Source organism: Rufibacter sediminis (genome assembly GCF_014269285.1).
Taxonomy (GTDB): Bacteria; Bacteroidota; Bacteroidia; order Cytophagales; family Hymenobacteraceae; genus Nibribacter; species Nibribacter sediminis.
This window is the reverse complement of record NZ_JACOAF010000058.1, coordinates 16,543-36,233: the sequence shown is the minus strand read 5'-3', so window position 1 is coordinate 36,233 and position 19,691 is coordinate 16,543. Positions and strand designations below refer to the sequence as shown.

General features: G+C 50.6%; 12 protein-coding genes. 9 read left to right on the top strand and 3 right to left on the bottom strand.

What is annotated here, in order from left to right:
* Window positions 1–86: 86 nt before the first annotated feature.
* Entirely contained in the window at window positions 87–722 is a 636-nt protein-coding gene (locus H7U12_RS20920) for a hypothetical protein (RefSeq protein ID WP_186641854.1), read from the top strand.
* Window positions 723–733: 11 nt separating this feature from the next.
* On the opposite strand, the gene H7U12_RS20915 is transcribed toward H7U12_RS20920, so the two are convergent.
* Window positions 734–1,099 carry a tellurite resistance TerB family protein gene (locus H7U12_RS20915; RefSeq protein WP_241749595.1) on the bottom strand — a complete coding sequence of 122 codons (366 nt, stop codon included), beginning with the start codon at window positions 1,097–1,099 and terminating at the stop codon, window positions 734–736.
* Between the two features lie 367 nt (window positions 1,100–1,466).
* Here H7U12_RS20915 and pfkA point away from each other — a divergent pair, with 367 nt between their 5' ends.
* Both pfkA and H7U12_RS20905 read left to right on the top strand, forming a co-directional pair.
* Window positions 1,467–2,438 carry a 6-phosphofructokinase gene (gene pfkA / locus H7U12_RS20910; protein ID WP_186641851.1) on the top strand — a complete coding sequence of 324 codons (972 nt, stop codon included), beginning with the start codon at window positions 1,467–1,469 and terminating at the stop codon, window positions 2,436–2,438.
* A 220-nt stretch (window positions 2,439–2,658) separates the two neighbouring features.
* Window positions 2,659–3,702 carry an aldo/keto reductase gene (locus H7U12_RS20905; RefSeq protein WP_186641844.1) on the top strand — a complete coding sequence of 348 codons (1,044 nt, stop codon included), beginning with the start codon at window positions 2,659–2,661 and terminating at the stop codon, window positions 3,700–3,702.
* Window positions 3,703–3,819: 117 nt separating this feature from the next.
* Here H7U12_RS20905 and miaA read toward each other — a convergent pair whose 3' ends face one another.
* Window positions 3,820–4,746, bottom strand: coding sequence for a tRNA (adenosine(37)-N6)-dimethylallyltransferase MiaA (gene miaA, locus H7U12_RS20900; RefSeq protein WP_186641842.1), 927 nt, complete (start codon window positions 4,744–4,746; stop codon window positions 3,820–3,822).
* Window positions 4,746–5,828 carry a glycosyltransferase gene (locus tag H7U12_RS20895; protein WP_186641840.1) on the bottom strand — a complete coding sequence of 361 codons (1,083 nt, stop codon included), beginning with the start codon at window positions 5,826–5,828 and terminating at the stop codon, window positions 4,746–4,748. The genes miaA and H7U12_RS20895 overlap by 1 nt, the downstream gene beginning before the upstream one ends.
* 134 nt (window positions 5,829–5,962) lie before the next feature.
* Between H7U12_RS20895 and H7U12_RS20890 the strand changes: the two genes are divergently transcribed.
* From H7U12_RS20890 to H7U12_RS20865, 6 genes are all read left to right on the top strand, one after another.
* A complete protein-coding gene (locus H7U12_RS20890; protein WP_186641838.1) occupies window positions 5,963–11,233 on the top strand; it encodes a PAS domain S-box protein in 5,271 nt (1,756 codons plus the stop codon).
* Between the two features lie 2 nt (window positions 11,234–11,235).
* Complete coding sequence (locus H7U12_RS20885) at window positions 11,236–11,613, top strand: response regulator (protein WP_186641836.1); 378 nt, start codon at window positions 11,236–11,238, stop codon at window positions 11,611–11,613.
* Between the two features lie 23 nt (window positions 11,614–11,636).
* The gene (locus tag H7U12_RS20880; protein WP_186641834.1) at window positions 11,637–11,915 is read left to right on the top strand and encodes a hypothetical protein; all 279 of its coding nucleotides are present in this window, start codon (window positions 11,637–11,639) and stop codon (window positions 11,913–11,915) included.
* Window positions 11,912–12,673, top strand: coding sequence for an MBL fold metallo-hydrolase (locus tag H7U12_RS20875; protein ID WP_186641832.1), 762 nt, complete (start codon window positions 11,912–11,914; stop codon window positions 12,671–12,673). Before H7U12_RS20880 ends, H7U12_RS20875 begins: the two co-directional genes overlap by 4 nt.
* Window positions 12,674–12,675: 2 nt before the next feature.
* Window positions 12,676–14,235 carry an NFACT RNA binding domain-containing protein gene (locus tag H7U12_RS20870; RefSeq protein ID WP_186641829.1) on the top strand — a complete coding sequence of 520 codons (1,560 nt, stop codon included), beginning with the start codon at window positions 12,676–12,678 and terminating at the stop codon, window positions 14,233–14,235.
* 1,125 nt (window positions 14,236–15,360) lie between these two features.
* Window positions 15,361–19,446, top strand: a complete 4,086-nt coding sequence (locus H7U12_RS20865) for a lectin-like domain-containing protein (protein ID WP_186641819.1) — start codon at window positions 15,361–15,363, stop codon at window positions 19,444–19,446.
* Window positions 19,447–19,691: the final 245 nt, after the last annotated feature.

The following is a 19,691-nucleotide window of genomic DNA, read 5'->3' as shown; positions in this document are numbered from 1 at the left end:
TTCAGAAAACAAGCCCAAAACCAAACCGCCTGGGGCAGCCAGAACCAAGTTGCCTGCGTACAAAGAGAACACCCTTTTGTTTACGCATGAAACGTATTCTCTATTTAGTTGCTCCCCTGCTTTGGGGCTGTTCTCCGGAAAAGGCCCAAGAAACGCTCGCTACCACCACTCCAGCCGCAGACACGGCCGCCCTTGACCAAGTAGTAGACTCGGTGAGTAATACTCGCATTGACGGAACCGCCACCACTACCCTGCCGCTGGATGTGAAACAGCAGCTCCCCGCCGAACTGGAGGTCCACCTGGACCGGACGCATGGCCTATGGCAGTTGCCAGCCCTGACCTCCGGCGATCTGGCGCGTATTCCCCAGGAAGAACAGGGACCTTATTTCATAGAGGCAGATTTTAACGGCGACCAAAAGCAAGACTACGCGATCCAGCTCCAGGAGCGGGACTCGGTGTTTGTCTACGTTTTCCTGAAAAACAGCGCAGACGATTTTCAGGAGCACCTGCTCACCCGAGATCAGCTGTATCAATTGGAGGGGAAAAAGAGAAGTATCCAGTACCTGACACTGGCTAAAAAATCGGACCGGTATTATGATTACGCCACCCGCCAGAAGGACATTGTGCTGCCGCAGGATGGCATATCCGTGGGAGCTGAGAATTATACGGCCACGTATGTGTGGGAGAAAGGGAAGTTCAGGAGATACGAGACGGGCGACTAAGGGGTAAAAACTTATTGGAGCTCCAGGAAATGGATGGCTTCGTTCTTGATTTCCTCGCGGGTGAGGCCGTCTTTCACCCCGGTGGTGATTTTCTTCACCAGCACCCCAACCACGGCCTTCCGGAAGCCCATCTTGGTGGCGATGTCAATGCAGAACTCCATCTCGCTGTCGTCCACAATGCCATCGGCGAGCATCATCTCCACCAGGTCGTAGATCTGATCAAAGCGGTCAATGTCATTGTTAGGCATGGTGAGCTTTACGCTGCCGCAGTTGGCCAGCAGGGCCCTTACATCCTGCGCACGCATTCCCTTGCGCTCACCAATGGAGATGATATGCTCCATCTCCGCTGAATCAATATGCCCATCAATTTTAGCCAAAGCGCCCAGGTTAACAATGTGGCTTTTAAGCCGTTTTGTTTCTTCACTCTCAAAAATTGAAAACATAGAGGTAGATGATTGATGGTGGATGTTTTTTCCTGCGGTGGCACGGCGCTTGCCCAAATTTTGCACCATGCTTTTTTCAGTATATAAATTACGCGTTTTTGAGAAAAATCGATGTACCAATCAGCGAAAAGTATTTATATTTTTCTATCCGGGTCTTTTAATCGTACATCTTTGTAAAAGTAGCGCATAAACGCGGCAACCCTGGCGAGCCCTTTATGCGGGTATTTAGCGCGGAAGCCAGCAAAAAAGCTTGAGTTTTCTTAGGTAATGCCTTACTTTGCGGCTCGTTTTAGATGTTAAGATGAAGAAAATAGCTGTTTTTACGTCTGGGGGAGATGCCCCGGGAATGAATGCCTGTATACGCGCGGTTGTGCGGACGGCGGTTTACCATAAATTAGAAGTATACGGAATTGGTCGTGGCTACAACGGCATGATCCAGGGGGAAATCTACCGGTTGTTCTCCCACTCCGTGAGCAATATTATCCAAAAAGGCGGTACCATCCTGAAATCGGCGCGCTGCCTGGAGTTCCAGACGCCGGAGGGCCGGAAACGCGCCTTCGAGCAGATATCCAAATTCGGGATTGAGGGCATTGTAGCCATCGGCGGGAACGGGACCTTTACCGGCGCCAAGGTCTTCTATGAAGAGTACGGCATTCCCATCATCGGGGCCCCCGGCACCATTGACAACGATCTGTACGGCACCGACTACACCATTGGCTATGACACCGCGGTGAATACCGCCCTGGACGCCATTGACAAGATCAGAGACACCGCAGACAGCCATGAGCGCGTGTTCTTCGTGGAAGTGATGGGCCGTGACTCGGGTTACATTGCCTTGCCCTGCGCCATTGGCGGCGGAGCCGAAATGGTGATGATCCCGGAGACCATTACGTCCATGTCTGAAGTGATTGAGACCCTGCAGCAAGGCTGGCGCCGTTCCAAAACCTCGTTCATTATTATTGTGGCTGAGGGCGACGAAGAAGGCGGAGCCACTGAGATTGCCGCCAAGGTGAAACAAGCCCTGCCGCAGATGGACGCCAAGGTGACCATCATCGGGCACGTGCAACGCGGGGGCACCCCAACGGCCGCCGACCGTTTGCTGAGCAGCCAGATGGGCATGGCCGCCGTGGAAGGCCTCATTGCTGGCCGCGCCAACGAAATGGTGGGCGTGATGAACGGCGAGATTGTGTACACGCCTTTCCATGACACCATCACCAAGAAAAAGCCGATCAGCGAGAGTTTCCTCAAACTGGTGGAAGTCCTGAGCGTGTAACCCGCGCTTTTCTGAGCACCTAATTGAAAGCCTTTTGGGCCTGTTTTTCAGAAAACAGGCCCAAAAGGCTTTTTGCTGCCAGCTCCTGCCCTACTGAAAATTTTCCGCTACGGCTTTTCCTCCGGGCTTCATGAGGCGCTGATTACCGTTTACAGGTCTCTCTTCGCTAACCCAATCACGTAAAGCATCGTTTGTAGACATTCAATCCAACAGCAGGAACATGGAATACAGACAATTGGGAGCATCTGGTTTGCAGGTGCCGGTGCTCAGCTTCGGGACGGCTACTTTTGGCGGGGGCGGTGAGTTCTTCAAGGCCTGGGGAAGCACCCAGGTGGAGGAAGCCACCCGCATGATCGATCTCTGCCTTGAGGCCGGGGTCAACTTCTTTGACACCGCCGATATCTACTCACAAGGGATGGCGGAGGAAATTCTGGGCAAGGCGCTAGAAGGAAGAAGGCAGGAAGTCCTGATCTCCACCAAAGGCACTTTCCCCTTCGGTGAAGGCCCAAACAACCAGGGTTCGTCGCGGTTTCATTTGCTGCGGCAGGTGGAGGGCAGCCTGAAACGCCTCAACACCGACTACATTGACCTGTACCACATGCACGGCTTCGACGGGAACACGCCCGTGGAGGAAACCCTGCGCACCCTGGATGACCTGGTGCAAAGCGGCAAGGTGCGCTACATTGCCGCCTCCAACTTTTCGGGCTGGCACCTGATGAAATCCCTGGCCGTATCAGAGAAATATGGCTGGAACCGCTACGTGGCGCATCAGGTGTACTATTCGCTCACTAACCGCGAGTATGAATGGGAACTGATGCCTCTGGGCTTGGACCAGAACGTGGGCAGCATCATCTGGTCTCCGCTGGCGGCCGGGCGTTTAGGCGGAAAATACCGCCGAGGCCAGCCGTTGCCCCAGGACAGCCGTGTGGCGCAGGGCGGCAGCCCCGTGCCCGAAGCCGTGGTACCGGAAGAACTTTTCTACAACATTCTGGATGTCTTGGATGAGATAGCCGCCGAGACGGGCAAAACCGTGGCGCAAATCTCCCTGAACTGGCTTTTACAGCGGCCTACCGTCTCCAGTATTATCATTGGTGCCCGAAACGAGGAACAGCTCAAGCAAAACCTGGGTGCCGTGGGCTGGAACCTGACGATGGAGCAGATCAAGCGACTGGATGCCGCCAGTGAAGCGCCTCCCATTTACCCGTACTGGCACCAACGGCAGAACACCAAGCTCAACCCCTTGCCTCCTTTTTACCCGAAGTAAGCTCCTTGAGCTTGGCTTGAACCGATGCGGTCGTTTTGGGGCTCTTTTGAGAAAAAGGCCCTTTAAACGACTGCATCGGCATTATCTTAGGCCATATCCCATTTATGGCGATGTTGCTTATGCTTGTTCTGCCCGCTGGATTTGCGTTTGGATGTAGTCCAGCACCTGAGAAAACTGGCTCGGGTGAAACCACTGGATGTCCTGATCGCGGTTGAACCAGGTGAGTTGCCGCTTGGCGTAGCGCCGGCTGTTCCGCTTGAGCAGCCTTACTGCTTCCTCGTATGGATAAGCGCCGTCCAGAAAGCCGAACAGCTCGGTGTAACCCACGGTTTGCAGGGCCTGGTGCTGGCGGTACGGCAACAGCCGTTGGACTTCCTCCAATAAGCCCTGCTCCAGCATCAGGTCCATGCGCTGGTCAATGCGGTCATACAGTTCCTGGCGGTCGCGGTTCAGGCCGATTTTGATGAGGTGGAAACTCCGCTCCCGTTCCTGGCTTTTGGTTCTGAAAGTGGAATACGGCTGCCCGCTGCTCAGGCAAACCTCCAGCGCCCGTACCACCCGCTGCGGATTCTGGACATCCACCTGATCGGCATAGACGGGGTCCAGCTCCTGAAGCTGCTGTACCAGGGCCGGTAAGCCCTCCGTAGCCAGCCTTTCCATGAGGTTCTCCCGCACCCCGGGCAGGATCTCCGGCATCTCATCCAGGCCATCGGTGAGCGCCCGCACGTACAGCCCCGAGCCGCCGGTGGCCAGCACTACCTGGTGTTCTTTGAACAGCCCTTGGAGCAACTGCAAGGCGTCTGCTTCAAACTGGCCGGCATTGTACTCCTCCAGAATGGAATGCGAATCAATGAAATGATGCACCACCCCACCTTGCTCCTCAGCCGAAGGCTTGGCTGTGCCGATGCTCATCTCCCGGAAAAACTGCCTTGAATCCATGGAGAGAATCTCGGTCTGGAAATGCCGGGCCAGCTGCACGCAGAAATCGGTCTTGCCCACGGCCGTGGGTCCTACTACTACAATCAGAAATCGGGGCTGCTTCATCAGAGTTGGGCGTAAAGATGCATCAGTCTCTGTCCCTCGGTTTGCCAGCTCCACTCTTCCCGCGCGCGCAGGCAGTTTTGCTGTAACCGGAGGTACGTTTCCTGATCTTGCAGCAAAGTTAACAGCGCCGCCCGGACTTCCTCCACCTCTGCAGGAGCCAACAGCGCCACCTCGTGCTGAGCGTTCAACTGCTGGTACTCGGGAAAAGGCACGCAAACCTGCGGAATTCCGGTCTGTACGTAGTCAAAGAATTTATTCGCCAGAGAGTAGTAATAGCTCAGGCCCTGATTTTCCAGCTGCATGATGCCGGCCCAGGCGGCGGCAGTCATCTGGGTCAGGGCTGCGGGAGCCAAATTGCCTTTGAAAATCACCTTATCCTCTATTCCCAGCTCCTGGGTCAGCGTTTCAAGGTTCTTGCGCAGCGGCCCATCCCCACAGATCACCAGCCGGGCGGGCACGTGTTGCAGCGCTTTCAAGGTCACTTCCAGTCCCCGGCCCACGTTCAGGGCTCCCTGGTAGATAAAGTACGGCGGCTCTTCGGGCAAGGCTAACGCGTGCTGGCGCACCGGCATGTTCCGGATCAGGTGTACTTCACGGTGGTATTTCGTCTGGAAATAAGTAACTAGCGAGGCACTGACGGTATAGGCGAGCGTAGCGCGTTTAAAGGCCATTTTCTCCAAAACAGCCCAAAAACCCTTCACCCCCGGCCGGTGCACCACCTCGGGCATCTCGGGGAAAAGTTCATGGGCATCAAATACCAACGGCTTTCTGCGCCATGTTACCGTTAACAGACCTGCTAATGCGGTATCGGCGTCCACCACGCCGTAAATATCAAACCGATGGGAAAGAAACCAGAAAGCCAGCCGCAGGTTGTACTCCAGGTAAAAAAGGGGTCCTTTTCTGAAAAGGCACCTAAATCGCACTTGCCGGAAAGGCTTTTCCGGCAAAATACCCGAAGTGGGTAACTGCCGCCCCACCAAAGTAACGGCATAGCCAGCCTGGGCTAAGGTACCGGCAATCCGCTGCATGCGCTGATCATGGTTCAGGTCTGTGGTGACCGTGAAAACAATGGATTTACCCATAAGCAGACATAAACGGGGTTGCTGGTTTCTTCTGCGTAAAAAAACCAATTTTTAGGTTATTTTTGCTAAAGTACGTTTATTCCAGCCAAGTGCCGCCACAGCGAACCGGCGATTGATTTAGCAGACACACGGAGATGACAACAAGTAACCTAACGGTAAGCAGAACTGCCCAAGAAGCCGCCGCCACCCATTTAATTGACTTTGCCGAGCATGTGAGCGGGAGCCGGAAATACATGTTTGTGTGCACCCCGGACGGCACGTTGCTGAGCGCCAACCAGCAGGCGAAAGAAGTCTTCTTCGCCGATGGCGCTTTTGCAGAGGGAATGAACATCAAGGAACTGCTGGACGAGAAGCAGCGCCAAGAATTTGACCGGAACATTCGGTTGCTGCGCACCCGGAAAAACCTGAGCGGCTTCTTTCAGCCCAAGTTTAAGGTACTGGACTCCAGTGTGCTTTACTTTAAGTCAAGCCTGGTGCACCAAGACGGGTTTGAACTGCTGTACATTGCGGTTAGGGCCGCCGCGGCCCAGATCATGCCGGCCGGCGACATGTTTGCCACGGAGTCAAGTTACCGCACCATCTTTGAGGAAAGCACCGAGCCCCTGTTCATCCTGGACAAGAAGGGCCTGTTCATTGACTTGAACAAAGAAACCGTAAGCCTCATCCAGATTGAGAAGCAGGACCTGATTGGCAAGAGCGTTTTTGAGGCGTTTGACTTAAACCCCTCAGAAAGGATCGCGTTCAGAACCAGAATTCTGCAGGCCTGTGAAGGCAAAACCCAGCGCTTTGACTGGTGGTTCAAAAACAGTGACGGCACCCATTTCCCGCTCTGGCTTTCGTTCAGATGCGGCAAGTATTTCGGGCAGGAAGTGATACTGGGCACGGCTCGGCCCATGGAAGACACCCGCAGCACCTCAGAAGGCGGCCGCCAACGGCAGGAACAACAGGAATTTATGGCCAAGCTCCTGCCGCTCCTGCAAAACCTCAAAACCCCCGAAGACATTCTCTCCGTGGTACTGGGCGAGCTGATTACCGTGCCCAGCATCAGCGGCGGCGGGGTGTTTGTGTACCAGCCCGCCACCCGCATGGTGCAACTGGTCTGCAGCAAAGGAAACCAGTCGCACCTGCTGAAAGATAAAAGCCTTCTGGCGCTCAACCCTGAGTTCCTGGCGCAACTGGAAAACAAAAACAAAAACCGTTCGCTGCTGAGCATCTCCCGTAATTTCCAGCACCTTTTCAATAAACGCGAGGTGCTGGCCATGCCCATCAGCACAGACAAGCAATACCTGGCCACCATCATCCTGCTGATTGATGACGCCATGCACATGACCAGCAGCCTCACCGAGTTCATCAACCACGTGGGCTTAGAGGTCAGCTCGTATCTTTCTAGGTTTGAACTTCGGCAAGAACTCCATTACTCAGAGGGGAAGTACAAAACCCTTTTTGAGTCCTCCAATGACTCTATTTTCCTGCTCAACAACACCCAGATCGCTGATTGCAATTTCCAGGCAACGGTGCTGCTGGACTGTGACAAGCAAAATATCATAGGCAAACGCCTCGCCGATTTCTCCCCCGGACTTCAGGCCGATAACTCTTCCTCGGTGGAGAAATCGCTTCAGCTCATTGAAAGCACCCTGCAGGACGGGCAGCCCCGCAGCCTGGAATGGCGCATTGAGAAATCTGACGGCACCATTCTGGACAGTGAGATCAGTTTCAGCGCCATTTTACTGGAAGGCGTGAGTTTTGTGCAGTGCATTGTGCGGGACATCACTTCCCGTAAAGAAGCCCAGGCCCTTATCCGCCGCCAGGAGGTGTTACGCGAGTCCATGCACCAGTTCCGCTCGTTCCTGAGCCAGGTGAACCTGGCGTACGTGAGCACCGATCTGGACCTGCAGGTAGTGTACGTGAACGACTATTTTCTGCAATACACAGGGTATAAGCGCGAAGAGGTCATCGGACAGAACTACTATGAGCTCTTTGTGCCAGAAAAAGACCGTGCCAACCGAATTCAGGAGATAAAGAAGGCCCTGCAAAACCAGTCTCTGCGCAGCTACTATGAGTGGGAGCTCATCACCAAATCGCAATCCGTTAAAATCCTGCGCTGGAACATCATGTTTGAGATGGATGTGGAAGGCAACGTGGTGGGCATCACTGGCGTGGGGAAAGACATGACCGATAAACGGATTGCCATGGAGGCTCTGAAGGACAACAAAATCCGCCTCCAGGATCTGTTTGACAACGCCCATGACTTGATTCAGAACATCTCCACCGACAATAAATTCATCTTCGTAAACCGGGCCTGGAAAGAAAAACTGGGGTACAACGACTTTGACATTGAGAACCTCACCCTCAATGACATTGTCCACCCGTATTACAAAGCCAAACTGATCTATCAGCTCCGCAACCTGTACAAAGGCGAGGATGTGAACAAGATTGAAACGGTTTTCCTCACCAAGAGCGGCAAGCCGATTCACTTGATTGGCAGTATCAACTGCAGCTGGCAAGACGGCAAACCCATTGCCACCCGCGCCATCCTCCACGACATTACCGACAGGATCAAGGCGGAACGCCTGCAGAAAGTATATTACAGCATCGCCAACCTGGCCATCAGCTCCAAGGATTTGCCCTCTTTGTACAGCGCCATCCACCGGGAACTCAGCAAGATCATTGAGACGCACAACTTCTACATCGCCCTTTTTGATGAGGAGAAAGACCTGATCAATTTTGTGTACTATGTAGACCAGCTCTCCAATGTACCGGCGGCTCCGCGGCCCTTCTCGCTGGGCATGACGGAATACATCATCAAAACCGGCAAACCGCTGTATGCCTCCAAAGCAGACTTCATGGAACTGGTGGAGAAAGGCCAGATAGAAGTGAACGGCGTGGTGCCAGAGGTGATGCTGTCCTCTCCCCTTTCTATTGGAGAGCGCATCATTGGGGTGATTGCCGTGCGGGACTATAAAAACCCAGAAGCCTACGTGCAGTCTGATATTGAGATCCTGCACTTTATTTCCAACCAGGTGGCCCTGGCCATTGAGCGGAAACGAAACGAGGAGCAGATCAACATCCAGAATGCCCGCCTGAAAGCCATCTTTGAGAGCGGGAATCACCTGATGTGGTCTGTTAACCGGCAGTACCATCTCACGTCCTTCAACAAGAACTTCAACAATGAAATCCACTCCTGGACTGGGCGCTGGCCGGCGTGGGGCTTGAAGCTCAACAAAATGGTGGAGTCCTTCATCGACAAAGAATACTTTGATCTGATGAAAGAGTCCTATGAGGCAGCGTTCAACGGCCAGGCGCAGCAGTTTGAGATTGAGTTACGGCATCCGGATGGTACCAGCGGCTGGCGCGAAGTTCTGCTGAACCCAATCTACCTGGAAGACGGCACGTTTGACGATGTATCAGCCATTGCCCTGGACATTACCGAGAAAAAGATTTCGCAGCTTTCGCTGGCCGTAAACGAGGAGAAATTCAGGCAGATCTTTGAGTCTTTTCAGGATCTTTACTATAAAACCGACATGCAGGGCGAGTTTCAGCTGATTAGCCCTTCTATGCAGGAAGTGTTGGGGTATACCCAGGAAGAGGCCATGGCCATGAACGCCAGCGAACTCTACGCCCGGCCGGAAGATCGGGATGAACTGCTCCGGATGCTCTTTGAACAGAAAAGCGTCCGTAACTTTGAGACCGCGCTGCTCACCAGTCAGGATCAGGAGATAGAGGTCTTGATCAACTCGCGCCTCATCATGGATGAGAACCAGGAGCCGGTGGCCATTGAGGGCGTGTGCCGTGACATCACCGAACTGAAGGACACCCAGCGGGAACTGATCAGGGCCAAGGAAGTAGCGGAGAACTCCCTTCAGGTGAAAAACCAGTTCCTGGCCAACATGAGCCATGAGCTGCGTACTCCCATGAACGGAATCATTGGCATGATTGACGTACTGCACCACACCGCTGTCAACGAAGAGCAGAAAGACTATATCAACACCCTGCGGACCTCGTCTGATGCGTTGCTGGATATCCTGAACGATATTCTGGATCTTTCCAAAATTCAGGCAGGGAAACTGCAGCTGAATGTAGCGGGCATTGATTTGTCTAACTCGCTGGAGAAAATCCATGCACTGTTTGCAAACCGAGCCGTGCAGAAAGACCTCACCTTCACCTATGACATCTCTGAAGACACGCCGCGGTACATTGTGACAGATGAAACGCGCCTTCTGCAGATTCTCTCCAATCTAACCTCTAATGCCATCAAGTTCACCAATGAAGGCAGTGTGCGCGTGGAGGTGAGCAGAATTGGCGGAGTAGGCGACGAACACAAACTCATGTTCCAGGTGAAAGACTCCGGGATTGGCATCAGTGAGGAAGACATCCAGCTGCTCTTCACCAATTTCACTCAGTTAGACAACTCCTCTTCCAAGACTTTCGGGGGTACGGGCTTAGGTCTGGCCATCTCCAAACAGCTTAGTGAGCTGCTGGGCGGCGAAATTGGGGTGGAATCTGAAACGGGCAAAGGAAGTACCTTCTGGTTCACCATCCTGTGCCATGAAGCCGATAACATCACCCAAATCCATGAGCAGCTACAGTCTTCCAAAGAGCTGGAGGAGATTGGCACCTTTGACCCCGAGCCAGTTTTGCTTCTGGTGGATGATAACCAAATTAACCAGAAAGTGGCCATCAAGCTTCTGGAGCGGATGGGATGCCATGCCGATGTGGCTTCCAACGGGTTTGAAGCCATTGCCCGGGCAACTGAAAAGGCCTATGATCTCATTTTCATGGACATTCAGATGCCGGAGATGGATGGGGTGACTGCTACCCATGAACTGAAGAAACTGCTGGGGGTGAATTGTCCGCCTATCGTGGCCATGACGGCCTACTCCATGAAAGACGATGCCGAGAAGTTTCTTAACCAGGGCCTGGACGACTATGTCTCTAAACCAGTCAAGATATCTGACCTCTACAACCGAATTCTGAAGTGGCTGGGCAACGGTGTTCCTTCTGACACACCTTCGTCCACTCCAACCAATGCACCAGAATCTATTGATATCCAACCTGCTGGTGAACTGGCGCTGGACATGAATGTGGTGGAGCAGCTCAGGAGCATCGGCGGCGATGACTTTGCCCTCCAGTTGTACATTGATTTTGAGGATGAGACCTCAGAGTTATTGGAAGAAGCCAAAAAAGAAGTGGCCGCACAACATTATGAGGGTATTTTAAGTACACTGCATCAAATCAAAGGTACTGCCTCCACTTTGGGGCTGGATTCTGTTTCAACTTTGGCGCAGGAGTTGGAACATGACATAAAAAAAGGGAAATTCACATTCGTTAGCGCCACCTTTTCTGATTTAGAATCAAGTTTTACTAATTTTAGGGCTAACTATCGTAATAAAATTTTATCGAACTAACCATGGCCGAGTCTAAAACCATTTTGATTGCAGAGGATAGCTCTGTAATTCTGAATCTTACTAAGAAAATCTTAGAACTACAGAACTATACAGTAGTGTCGGCGAAAAACGGCGGGGAAGTTCTTAAGAAGGTGCAAGACCAGAAAATAGACGCTATCCTTATGGATTTGAACATTCCGGTAAAAAACGGAATGGAGTGCACTCGCGAGATTCGCGCCAACGAAGATCCGCAGATCTCCAAAATTCCAATTATTGCCGTAACCGGGAACGCCAACAACTACACCCTGGAACAATTCAAAGAGGCCGGAATTAACGCTTACCTGCCTAAACCTTTGGATTTTGACATGCTGGTGCAGACCGTAAAGGAATACGTGCAGTAACCCATTACCATTTTTAGTAACGTATGCAGCTGAAATATACCCGGCCCTTTTTAAACCGGTTAGAGGATATCTTTGCAGAGTCTGAGTACATGCTGCGGTATGAGAAAGGGACCTTCAAGTCGGGCTTCTGCCTTTTGAAGGACACCAAAGTAGCGGTAGTAAACAAATACTTCCCTTTGGAAGGGAAAATCAATTGCCTCGTGGAGATTCTCCGGGCCGTGGACGTACGCCCGGAGAGTTTACGCCCTGAAAGTCAGGAGTTGTACCTGGCCATCAAACAACAAACCATAACTCCTGCGTGAAAATAACCTTCTTAGGATCAGGCACCTCCCAGGGCGTACCCGTCATTGGGTGTGAATGTGAGGTTTGCCGTTCCTTGGATTATAGAGACAAGCGGCTGAGGGTCTCCATTCTGGTGGAGGTGGACGGGAAGTCGCTGCTCATTGACGCTGGTCCGGATTTCCGGCAACAGATGCTGCGGGAGCGGGTGAAACGGCTAGACGCCGTGCTCTTCACCCATGAGCACAAAGACCACACCGCCGGCCTGGATGATATCAGGGCGTTCAACTTCATGCAGCACATTGACATGCCGCTGTACGCCGACCAGCGGGTGCTCAACCAACTTCAGCAGGAGTTTAGCTACATCTTCACGAATAAAACTTATCCGGGGGTGCCGCGGGTAGAGCTCCACCCCATTCAGAACGAACCATTCCAGGTACACGGCATCACCATCACCCCCATCCAGGTGCTGCACCACCGCTTGCCGGTATTCGGGTTCAGGATAGGCGATTTCACGTATATCACCGACGCGAATTCTATCTCAGAAGCGGAAAAGGAAAAGATAAAAGGCTCCAAGATTGTGGTCCTGAACGCCCTCCGGAAAGAACCGCACATCTCCCATTTCTCGCTGTCAGAAGCGCTTGCCGTTTTAGAGGAGCTGGCCCCGGAGCAAGCGTACCTTACCCATATCAGTCATCTGTTGGGTTTGCACCGGCTGGTGGAGAAGGAACTGCCTCCTTTTGCAAAACTGGCGTATGACGGGCTTTCCTTTACTTTGTAACCGTGCACCAGAATTACTTCTTTTTACGAAAACTAGCCCTAAAACTGGACACTGAGCTGCGTGGCTTCACATTGCAGGCAGCCTTCAGTCAGGAAAAGGATGAGCTGATGCTGACTTTTTACAAGGGGGAACAGGAGTTCTACCTGAAAGCCATTCAGACCTCTACTTTTTCCAGCCTCCAGTTTCCGCAGACTTTTAACCGGGCCCGTCAAAACTCGGTTGATCTTTTCCCCGCCTTGTTGGGGGAAGAAGTTTTGGAAGTTCGGGTTCACCAACAGGAACGGAGCTTCTTTGTCAGGTTCACCAACCAACGGGTGCTGCTGTTCAAACTGTTCGGGAACCGGTCTAATGTGGTGCTGTTTGTTGAGGACCAACCGGTGGAGCTTTTCCATAAGAAGCTTTCTAAGGATCTGGAGCTGGACTACCGGCAGATGGACCAATCCTGGCACCTGGAGAAAGAGGCTTTTTTGCAAACTCCGCAACTCCTCCGGAAGATGCTCCCCACGCTGGGAGATGTTCCGTGGCTGTATTTACAGGAGAAAGGCTACCCTGATCTGCTGGCAGAAGACCAGTGGAACATGGTACAGGAGATGCTTCAACTTTTAAAGAATCCCTCCTGCTATTACCTGGTTACCTATAACAAGATTCTGCGGCTGTCACTGCTCCCCATTGGTGAAATCCTGGAGACTTTCCCTGACCCTATCTTGGCGCTGAACGCGTTTGTGCCGCAATACCGTTCTCAGGAATACTTTCAAAAGAACTATTCTTCCACGCACAAGCTGTTAAGCCGCCAATTAGAGGGTGCCCAGAAAATATGGTGGCAGATACAGGAGCAGTTGGAACAATGGCACCACGGCACTCCTTATGCCCAGACCGCTGACATCATCATGGCCAACCTGAGCAATATTCCGGCTGGTGCCAAGGAGATGGAGCTGTATGACTTCTATGCAGACAACAATCGCCTCATCAAGCTCCACGCCACCGAGACTCCGCAAAAGACAGCGGAACGCCTTTACCGGAAAGCCAAGAACCAGAAGATTGAGCTGCGGTTGTTAGAAGAGCGGGCGAACCGCAAAGAGGAGGAAGTGGAGCGTTTGACCAAACAAGTTCAGGAACTGGAAGCTTTGTCCACGGCTCCCCAATTGCGGGCTTTCCTGAAACAACATGCCCCAACCCAGGCCGTCACGCAGGTGGATCTCCCCTATCATACGTTTGAGACGATGGGGTTTAAGATTCTGGTGGGCAAAAACGCGAAAGCAAACGACAAACTCACCCTGAAGCACACGCATAAAGACGACCTGTGGCTGCATGCCAAAGATGTTCCCGGCTCCCACGTGGTGATCAAGTTTCAATCAGGTAAATCCATCCCTACGCCCGTATTGGAGACAGCCGCCCAACTCGCTGCCTTCTACTCCAAACGCAAAGCTGACAGCCTGTGTCCGGTGCTGTACACCCCCAAAAAGTACGTCCGTAAAGCCAAAGGAGCTACTCCAGGATCGGTGATTGTAGAACGCGAGAAAGTTCTCCTAGTGAAGCCGGAGAACCCATTCAAGCAGTTCTAAGATCACGGGCAATTCTCTGTTTTGGGCCTCTTTGCCCAAAACAGGCCCAAAACAGAAGCCTCACTTATTTCTATAAGCAATAAGATGCAGACTACCAGCATCCCTACAGAGCCCGTGTAATAAGACTTGACAGCGTTTCTACAGTTTTATCTACTTTCAGTTTACCACTGATCTACTTAGAAAATAATTACGTCAACTCATTCAGTTTTAAGTTCCTCGCAAGCTTCTTCACCAGCCTCTATGGCACAAAACCAGTGAGCACACCTTTACCGACATTCTTATCACAAAATTCCCCTTCATCTTGCCTGCATTAGGCTACAGGTGTGCTGCTGTTCCTGTATAGAGTAATCGCTGTTTTCGGCTTGTTTTATCAAAATTAAGCTTAAAAGAGGTAAAGCCTGTTGGTTCAACTTAGAAGTAAGGATGAAACCACTTCATATGAGAAACTGAAGCTGTATGGAGCTCTTTCAGATAAAAGTCTGGAAAACATTCTTCCTGAGGAAAAGTGACCTACCCTGAGTCTGTTGATAGATGAGATTATAATTATCTGAGTCATGTAGATCTGTCACTCGAAGCTTCTTGCAAGATCATGTCTGTTGATTCAGTTTACCTCTACTTTGCATATAAAAATTCTTGTCTACTCGTCTATTAGTTACCTAACTATTTACCTACTAACCAAATAGAGATAATGTAATTACATGCTATTACTTACAAATAGTTAAACTTTATTGCACTTAACACATACGCACACGTAAAGAAAACTATTGATATACCTTTATTTTAAAATTTTGTTATTAATTATTTTAATATAATTTATTATTAATTAAAGCATTTTCATCAAGATGTTCCTTTATCAGAAAATTAGCCCTCTAACTCAGCTTGTAAAGCACATTTTAAATTTATTTAAAATTATTGACGTTTGCCCCATTTGAGAGACCTGACATTGTATTTTAAATAATTTAAAGAATCTTTTAGCCTACACACACATCTTAATCTTATGGTTTCATAAAAATTATCCTATACAAACACCTATTAGAATTGACAATATTACTCTGGTACTTTGTGAAAGAATACACGTGACTAACAAATAGATACAATTAATACTGCAACCTTCTTCACGACACCATGAAAAACTTGTACTATCTCCTTCAATTAGGATCATTTCCGGGTTTATCCTTTGTCTCTAATGCGCTGCATAGATTATCAGCCCTCGGCAAACAGGGTTCCCCTGTCAGGAGAACTATCACCCGCTTGGTTCTTCTCTTAATTATGGTGCTATTACCATTGTCAGAGGCTTTAAGTCAGACAAACTTCGCACCGGTAGCCAGCGATTTCATCTCCAGCCGATTTACTGCCTCCACCTCAACCCGCCGCATAATTGATCTACAAGGAAGTGATGCAGAGAGAAGTACCTTGAATTTTAAAATCCTCTCTTTGCCGAAACTTGGTAATGGAAGCACCGGTGGTAGTCTTTACTTAACAAACACAAGTAGTTCTGCTATTACAGTTAACCAAATAGTCACCAATGCCCGTTTATATTTCATTTCAGGGAATACCATTGGAGTGAGAACCTTCACTTACAGCGTAATTGATGCAGATGGCAATGAGTCTGCCCCCGCAACCTTCACAATCCCCATCGGGAACAACAACAATCAAGCTCAGGTCACTCCCACTGCTTTCAGCATGATTATCACTCCGCTATCCAACACCAGTGGACCAACCGATATCGCCGACCTAACTTACACAGGTTCTGGAACCGTAAACGGGTATCGATTGACAAGCATTCCTAATCCAACCACTCAAGGAAGCCTATACATTGGCACCTCTACTACCCCAATCGTACTTGCCAACGGTTTTTACCACCTCACCACGACCCAAGCAACCCAACTAAGGTTTGACCCGGTTCCTTCCTACACAGGGCTGGTGACTTTCACGTATGCTCCCCGGAACAACAATACTATTTACGCTCCAGGCACCTTTTACATTCCGCTTGTCGTGGTAGAGACAGAGGCAATTTACTCGGTAAACAAGCCCAGCTTCAACAAAGACGGCCTTGCGAACAATTCGGTTTTAGCCACCGTGAGTGATGGAAACGGCGCTATCGTAACCGCCTCTTCAATAACGGAAATGCCCCCGGGGATGTCGCTCAACAGCACCAACGGCACCATTTCAGTCAGCAACATTGATGCGTTAAGCGCAGGCGAATATACCCGGTACATCAACACCACCGACATACATGGTGGAACCACCTCTTCTACCGTAGTCATCAAGGTGTTGAATGACAATGAAGCCGTGTATTCTGCTCCAAACACCTTCAGTTCTACCTCTATTGCCAACGGAGCTACTTTGGCCACTGTAACTGATATAGACGGAGCCATTAGTTCGGCCAGTATCTCAGGAGCCCCCCTACCCACTTGGATGACCCTGAATGCGGCTACCGGGGTCATTACCCGTACTGGTACTTCCGCTATTACCGCCGGGGTGTATACCCGCACTGTTAACACCACGGATGTTACCGGAGGTAAGTCCACCGTGCAAGTATCTATTGTGGTTAACTCTTCTAGTGCCGCTTACAGTTACATATCCCAACACTACTCTATCCATGCGTTAAGAAACGGTACAGAAGTAGCAAAAGCTTCGTATACCAGCGCCATCACCAGTGCTAGAATTGCTCCTAACGCCCCTGTGCTACCAAACTTCCTGACCCTTAACTCTAACGGGAGCATCATGGTAAATAACAATCCAGTGTCAATGGGCACTTACGCCACTACTATTCAGTTTAACGGAAATACCTCTCTGACTGCCTCCGTTGTCATTGACATCAATGATGACGCCTATCAGATCAACAATGAGGCGTTCCGGTTAGGAGACAATAACTACCGCCTGACAACCGCTGAGACAAACAAGCGGGGCGAGGTATGGAAAACGACTCCCATAGACCTATCCCGTTCTTTTGAGATCACTTTCAAAGCCAATTTCGGCACGTTGGATGCTGATGGAGCTGATGGTATCGCTTTCGCATTCCAGAGACATGGAACAAACCCCCTCTTTGCTTATGGTCAAACTGGTGAGGGACTGGGCGTGGGGAATGGCGCTGAGCGTACGGGTGGGATTTCCCCGTCTCTTGTGGTGGAGTTTGACACCTGGCAAAACACTACTGTTTCCTCTACTGTCGAACCAACGTACGACCACCTAGCTATCTTCCTGAACGGTGAGGAGAGAAGCCCCGTGTCCAACGTTGTACCCATGAAAGGAACGGTTGCCGCACCCCTAAACGTAGAGGATGGCACCGATCATCTGGTCAAATTGATCTGGAACAAAACCACCAACCTACTTAGCGTCTACTTTGACGATAACCTCCGGACAAGCTATACTTCTGACCTTGTGAAGAACGTATTTGGGAACGACCCGCTGGTTTACTTCGGCTTTTCTGCAAGTACCGGGAACAATTTCAACCAACAGCGCATCTCCGAAATCAACTTCACTCTGCTGGATATTGACGGAGACGGGATTGCCAACAACACAGACTTTGATAGTGACAATGATGGAGTTTCAAATGAAATGGAGTCTAACAGCATGAATCCGTTTGCAGACCACAATTCAGATGGTTTGTCAAACTACAAAGACCCCATCTTTGCCGCTAGCATAGGTAGCTTTTTGAATGCCAAAGGCGTTGTCGCTGCCCTGGATACAGACAGTGATGGGGTTATCAACGCATTGGATCTGGACTCCGACAACGACGGGATACCGGATACAGTGGAGGCGAACAACGGGAACCTCCCCAGCAACATGTCAGACAAAGGACAGTACCTAGTCTCATACGTAAAAACTGCTGATGCCAACCAAGACGGGATGGTAGATGCAGTACAAACTCAGCCTCTTCAGAACGGAGATAAAGACGGGGATGGTCTACCAAATGCCCTAGACTTAGATTCCGATGGGGATGGTATAGTGGATGCCATTGAGGCTAACGGAGGAACTCTGCCCAACGGAATGAACCAAACCGGACAATTCCCACTTGCTTACATGTTTCAGCGGGATCAGGATGGAGATGGAATCAGTGATATAGTGGCAAGCTCCCCTCTTGCAAATGACGATTTCGATCAGGATGGACTGGCCAATTTCCTGGACCTAGACGCTGATAACGACGGTCTACCAGACAATCTGGAAGCGCAACACCAAAACAATTTGGTTGTCTTTAAACGTGCGGATGCCAACCGTAACGGGATTGATGATGCCTATGACGCCGCTCTAACTGGCGGATTGGCGCTGATACCCATCAACTCCGGAGGTCTAAGCAACCCAGACTTCCTGGATCTGGATAGTGATGGAGATGGATTTGGAGACACGGAAGAAGCCATGGACAAGAACGACAATGGCAAATCTGAAGATGACCTCAAAAGAATGGCTAGCTCCTTCGCTGCCAAATCAGGCAATCCCAATGCCTACCCGGCCACCCCTGGCCCGAGTGGCCGACCAACCTGGATGGACAAGGCCTTCGACAATCGACTGAACCTGCTAAGCCCTAAAAGCACCCTCCACTACAAAGACACTAATGCAGACGGCATGGTGGACATGTTCGACGCGAAAACATCTGGCGAGGAGTCCACTACTTCCGAGATCAATTACGCCTTTCGGAGCTTTGCAATTATCACTCCACTCCCGGTGAATTTAGTAACCTTCAAAGCTAAAGCACACGGTCATGCGGTAACGGTATCTTGGGAAACCGCCTCAGAGAAAGACAATGACTATTTCCAGGTGGAGCGCAGCGAAAATGGCAAAAACTTCAACGCTGTTGCCCGGGTAAAGGGGAACGGAACTTCCAATATCCTGAACACCTATTCCTACCTGGATACCGAAGCATCAGCCGGCACAATCTATTACCGACTGAAACAGGTTGACTTTGATGGACAGCATGAATACTCCAAGGTAATAGCGTTGCAAACAGAAGATCGGGGGCAAAACGCATACCTAGAACCATACCCTAACCCTACAGAAGGAAAGGTAACTTTCAAAGTGCAAGGCTTAGGAACTGGTTATGCCACCATTAAAGTGTTCCAAAGCGACGGTAAAGAAGTAATGAAACAGCACCTTCAACTGGAGCCAGGCCATGCGCCAGCCCTAGACCTTTCAGGGCTTCCAACTGGAGTTTACTACATTCAGCTTCAAACCCCTAAATGCAAAGTAAGCGCCCGAGTGCTGAGAAAGTAAGCTCAAGGAAAATCATTGAAAAGAAAAGTCCGTTTATTATTCAGTAATGGATAATAAATGGACTTTTCTTTTGATGCTCAGAACATCAGGCCAACAAATTTATAGCTACAGCCGATTATGTGGACCGAAATCTGGCGAATATCGAGCCCTCTATTTAGATGTGATATCTAATCATCTCCCTTGTACTCCTCTGTCCCCATCAACCTAGCGTAGCAGAATACAGCTTCCCTCACTGAGACGCTTTC

Excerpts from the sequence above, each read along its gene's own strand:
- H7U12_RS20920 (WP_186641854.1), top strand. The coding sequence starts at position 87 with ATGAAACGTATTCTCTATTTAGTTGCTCCCCTGCTTTGGGGCTGTTCT.
- pfkA (WP_186641851.1), top strand. The coding sequence starts at position 1,467 with ATGAAGAAAATAGCTGTTTTTACGTCTGGGGGAGATGCCCCGGGAATG.
- H7U12_RS20905 (WP_186641844.1), top strand. The coding sequence starts at position 2,659 with ATGGAATACAGACAATTGGGAGCATCTGGTTTGCAGGTGCCGGTGCTC.
- miaA (WP_186641842.1), bottom strand. The coding sequence starts at position 4,746 with ATGAAGCAGCCCCGATTTCTGATTGTAGTAGTAGGACCCACGGCCGTG.
- H7U12_RS20895 (WP_186641840.1), bottom strand. The coding sequence starts at position 5,828 with ATGGGTAAATCCATTGTTTTCACGGTCACCACAGACCTGAACCATGAT.
- H7U12_RS20890 (WP_186641838.1), top strand. The coding sequence starts at position 5,963 with ATGACAACAAGTAACCTAACGGTAAGCAGAACTGCCCAAGAAGCCGCC.
- H7U12_RS20885 (WP_186641836.1), top strand. The coding sequence starts at position 11,236 with ATGGCCGAGTCTAAAACCATTTTGATTGCAGAGGATAGCTCTGTAATT.
- H7U12_RS20880 (WP_186641834.1), top strand. The coding sequence starts at position 11,637 with ATGCAGCTGAAATATACCCGGCCCTTTTTAAACCGGTTAGAGGATATC.
- H7U12_RS20865 (WP_186641819.1), top strand. The coding sequence starts at position 15,361 with ATGAAAAACTTGTACTATCTCCTTCAATTAGGATCATTTCCGGGTTTA.